General features: G+C 71.6%; 2 protein-coding genes and 1 pseudogene. All 3 read right to left on the reverse strand.

The genetic code is table 11. The features are described from left to right. Positions 1-128: 128 nt before the first annotated feature. Positions 129-2,678, reverse strand: a complete 2,550-nt coding sequence (locus ABTW87_RS29985) for an ABC transporter permease (protein ID WP_350654767.1) — start codon at positions 2,676-2,678, stop codon at positions 129-131. Then, positions 2,678-3,445, reverse strand: coding sequence for an ABC transporter ATP-binding protein (locus tag ABTW87_RS29990; RefSeq protein ID WP_350654769.1), 768 nt, complete (start codon positions 3,443-3,445; stop codon positions 2,678-2,680). The genes ABTW87_RS29985 and ABTW87_RS29990 overlap by 1 nt, the downstream gene beginning before the upstream one ends. Positions 3,446-3,797: 352 nt before the next feature. Next, positions 3,798-4,129: pseudogene (locus tag ABTW87_RS29995) on the reverse strand (glycogen debranching N-terminal domain-containing protein); the annotation flags it as partial.

The raw sequence follows: 4,129 nt of genomic DNA on the forward strand, positions 1-4,129 counted from the left end.
ACTTCCTACGTCCCTGCGGTTTCCGATCCCCTCGGACCTCGAAGTCCATCGCACCCCTTGAACTGGGATGTTGCGACGACCACTAGAACCCAGGCGCCAGGCGTTAACAGGGGGCCCCTCCTTTCACCTCAGTCGTGGGCGATGGCGCCCAGGACGTTGATGCGGGCGGCGCGGATCGCCGGCAGGACGGCCGCGACCACACCCACGACGGCCCCGAGGGCGACCATCACGCCCATGTCGGCCCACGGCAGCACCAGGTCGCTGATGCCCTCGTCGCGCAGCGCCTCGACCACCGCGGCGCCCAGCCCGCTGCCCACGGCGATGCCGAGCAGCGCACCGAACACCGAGATGACCACCGCCTCGACGACGATCATCCGCATGGTCTGCGCGCGGCGCAGGCCGATCGCCCGCAGCAGACCCAGCTCGCGGGTCCGCTCCAGCACCGACAGCGCGAGCGTGTTGACGATGCCCAGCACGGCGATCACGATGGCCAGCGCCAGCAGGATCTGGATCATCGTGAGCAGCCCGTCGAGCTGGCCGGTCTGCTGATCGATGAACGACTCCTGGTCGGCCACCGACACCTCCGGGCTGTCCGCCAGCAGCGTCTCCACCTGCGGCTGCACGTCGGCGGCGCGGGTGCCCTCGGTGAGCTGGATGAAGCCCATGATCGGCTGCGGGACGGTGAAGTCCCGGGTGGCCTCGACCGGCAGCGTGACCGGGTCGAGGAACTCGGCGCTCTCGTAGATGCCGCTCACCGTGTAGGTCTTCGGCTCACCACGGGCGAGCTGCACCGGCACGGTGGACCCGACGGTCAGGTTGCGCGACTTCGCCACGTCCGAGCTGACCAGCATCTGGTCCGGCCCGAGCCGGCTGATGTCACCGGCGGTGGCCTTCGCACCGAAGATCGACCCGAGGGCCGACACGTCGCTGTTCGCCCCGACCCAGGTGCGCTCGTCGCCGACCTGCGCCATGTCGCCGTAGGAGCCGTCGACGACCCGCACGCCCGGCAGCGCCGCGACCTTCTCCAGCACCGCCGGATCGAAGCTCGGCGGACGCGGACCGCTCTGCGACCCGGCGATCACCAGCTCGGCCTTGATCGTGTCCCGAGCGAGGCCGCCGATGCTGCTCTTGGCCGAGTCCAGGATGACGGTCACGCCGGTGACCAGGGCGATGCCGACCATCAGCGCGGCCGCCGTGATCGCGGTGCGGCGCGGGTTGCGCCCCGAGTTCAGCCGACCCAGCTTGCCGGGCACCGACCACGAGAAGATCATGCCGAGCAGGCTCACCACCGGCCGGCTGATCAGCGGGGTCAGCAGCGCCACACCGATGAAGGCGAACAGCACGCCGCCGAGGATGGTGGCCAGGGTGTTGTCGCCGGCGTGCCCGCCGAGACCGAGGAACAGCAGCGTGGCCCCGATCGCGGTGACCGCCGCCCCGGCCACGGTGACCTTCGTCAGCGGCCGGTCCGGCGTCGCGACGTCCTGCATCGCGGCGATCGGCGGGATCCGCGACGCCCGCAGCGCCGGCAGCAGCGCCGCCACCACCGTGATCACCAGGCCGACGGCGAACGCGCCGATCACCGCCGCCGCCGGCACCCCGACCCCGGCGAGGGTGAGACCACCGGCGAGGTTGCCGAACAGGTACGCCAGCAGCGCGCCGATGCCGATGCCGGCGGCCAGGCCGAGCACCGAGGCGATCAGGCCCACCGCCACGGCCTCCAGCACCACCGAACCGATGATCTGGCGGCGGCCGGCGCCGATCGCCCGCATCAGGGCCAGTTCCCGGGTGCGCTGGGCCACGATGATCGAGAACGTGTTGAGGATCAGGAACGTGCCGACAAGCAGCGCGACGGCGGCGAAGCCGAGCAGGATCCGGTTGAAGAAGGACAGGCCCTCCTTCAGGCCGGCCGACGCGTCGGCGGACAGCTGCTCACCGGTCTTCACCTCGAAGCTGTCGCCCAGGGCGGCCGCGAGGTCGTCGCGGAGCCGCTCGTCGGACACGCCGTCGGCCGCGGTGACCGTGACGTTTGTGAACACGTCACGCTCGCCGAGCATCAGCTGCTGCGCCACCGGAGTGGTGAAGAAGATCTCGTTGGCGCCGCCGATGGAGTCCCGGCCCCCGCTGTAGCCGAAGATCCCGACGAGCGTGAACTCCTTCTTCGGCTCCAGCGTCAGCACGCCCACCCGGTCCCCGACGGAGACCCGGCCGGCCTTGGCCAGGGCCGCGTTGACGACGATCTCGTCGTCCGCGCGCGGCTCGCGGCCCTCGCGCAGCTGCACGAGGTCGCTCTCGCCCACCCAGTTCTCGCCGAGCTGCGGCGGCCCGAACGACGTGACGACCTTGCCGTTGCTGCCGACCAGCCGGGCACCGTCGGCGGCCACCAGGCCGGTGGCCTCGGCCACCCCGGGGACCGCGCGGACCCGCTCGACCGTCGAGGCCGGCACCGGCGCCGCCACCTGCTCGCCCTCGAACTCGCTCAACTGCACCTTCGGCTTGGCGGCGACATTGACGTCGACCCCCTCGTACGCGTCGGCGAAGACCGCGTCGAAGGACCGGCCGAGGGTGTCGGTGAGCACGAACGCGCCCGAGACGAACATGACGCCCAGCACCACCGCCAACCCGGACAGGATCAGCCGGAGCTTGCGCGCCAGGAGGCTCTTGAGGGTCGCCCGGAACATCAGTTGCCCACCTCGGCCGGGGTGTCGAGCTTCTTCATCGTGTCCAGCACCGTCTCGGCGGTCGGCTCGATCAGCTCGGAGACGATCTGCCCGTCGGCGAGGAAGACCACCCGGTCGGCGTACGCGGCGGCGGTCGGGTCGTGGGTGACCATGACGATGGTCTGCCCGTGCTCCCGTACCGAGTTGCGCAGGAAGTTCAGCACCTCCGCGCCGGAACGCGAGTCGAGGTTGCCGGTGGGCTCGTCGGCGAAGATCACCTCAGGGCGGCTGACCAGCGCCCGGGCGCACGCCACCCGCTGCTGCTGCCCGCCGGAGAGTTGCGCCGGCCGGTGACCCAGCCGGTCCCGCAGGCCGACCGTGTCGATCACCGTGTCGTACCAGGCGGGGTCGGGCTTGCGGCCGGCGATCGACAGCGGCAGCACGATGTTCTCCTGCGCGGTCAGCGTCGGCAGCAGGTTGAACTGCTGGAAGATGAAACCGACCTTGTCGCGGCGCAGCTTCGTCAGCCCGGCGTCGCCGAGCCCGGTGACGGTGGTGTCGCCGATCGACACCGTGCCCCGGGTCACCGAGTCCAGCCCGGCGAGGCAGTGCATCAGCGTGGACTTGCCCGAGCCCGACGGGCCCATGATCGCCGTGAAGCGGCCCCGCTCGAACTCACAGGTGACGCCCCGCAGCGCGATCACCTGGGCCTCCCCGCTGCCGTACACCTTCCACACGTCGCTCGCGCGGGCCGCGGCCTGCGCCTGACGGCCTACCGTCGCGGTCACGTCATCTTCCTCTCGTCGTCCGGACACGCCGGCCCCCCTGGTCCGGCGCGGTAATCCCATCTTCGGTGCCAGGCACCCGGCAGCCGTCCGACTCCGGGTGGAGCCGCGGCGGATTTCCTGCTGCGGGTGCCCCCGACCGCCCCTCAGGGTTGCCCCTGACCCGGCGCCGGTCGAGCCGGTTTCCCGGCCGCCGGGACCGATCCTGAACAGTGACGCCGCGTGAGGGTCAACCCCGCCACGCCGTCGTTGGTCACGGTAGGTGAGCGGCGCAACCGCATCGTCGCGCCGGGAACGCGTCGTCGGGTACGCCGGAACAACTGCCCACCCGCGCCGGCGCGGTGTCCGCCCCGGGTCAGCGCCGCTCGGCGCGGGCGCGTCCGAGCGCGCCCGCTCGCCCCCACCGCCCGGGGATGTTGAGCAACTCGATCCGGCCCATGCTCGTCGGCACGGCCGGCCTCGTCACCAGGTGGTTGCCGCGGGGCTCCATGCCCAGCATGGTCCGCAGCAGCAACAGCGGAGTTCCGGTGGACCACGCCTGCGGACTGCACGCCGTGGGATACAGCACGGGGTACCGGGTCAGCGCCCGTTCGTAGCCGCCGAACGCCTCCGGCAGGCGTCCCTGGAAGTAGTCGGCGGCGTCGATGATGCCCTCGGCGATGCGGCCGGCTTCCTGGCTGAAGCCGT

It is taken from the genome of Micromonospora sp. NPDC126480, assembly GCF_040302465.1.
Classification (GTDB): domain Bacteria; phylum Actinomycetota; class Actinomycetes; order Mycobacteriales; family Micromonosporaceae; genus Micromonospora.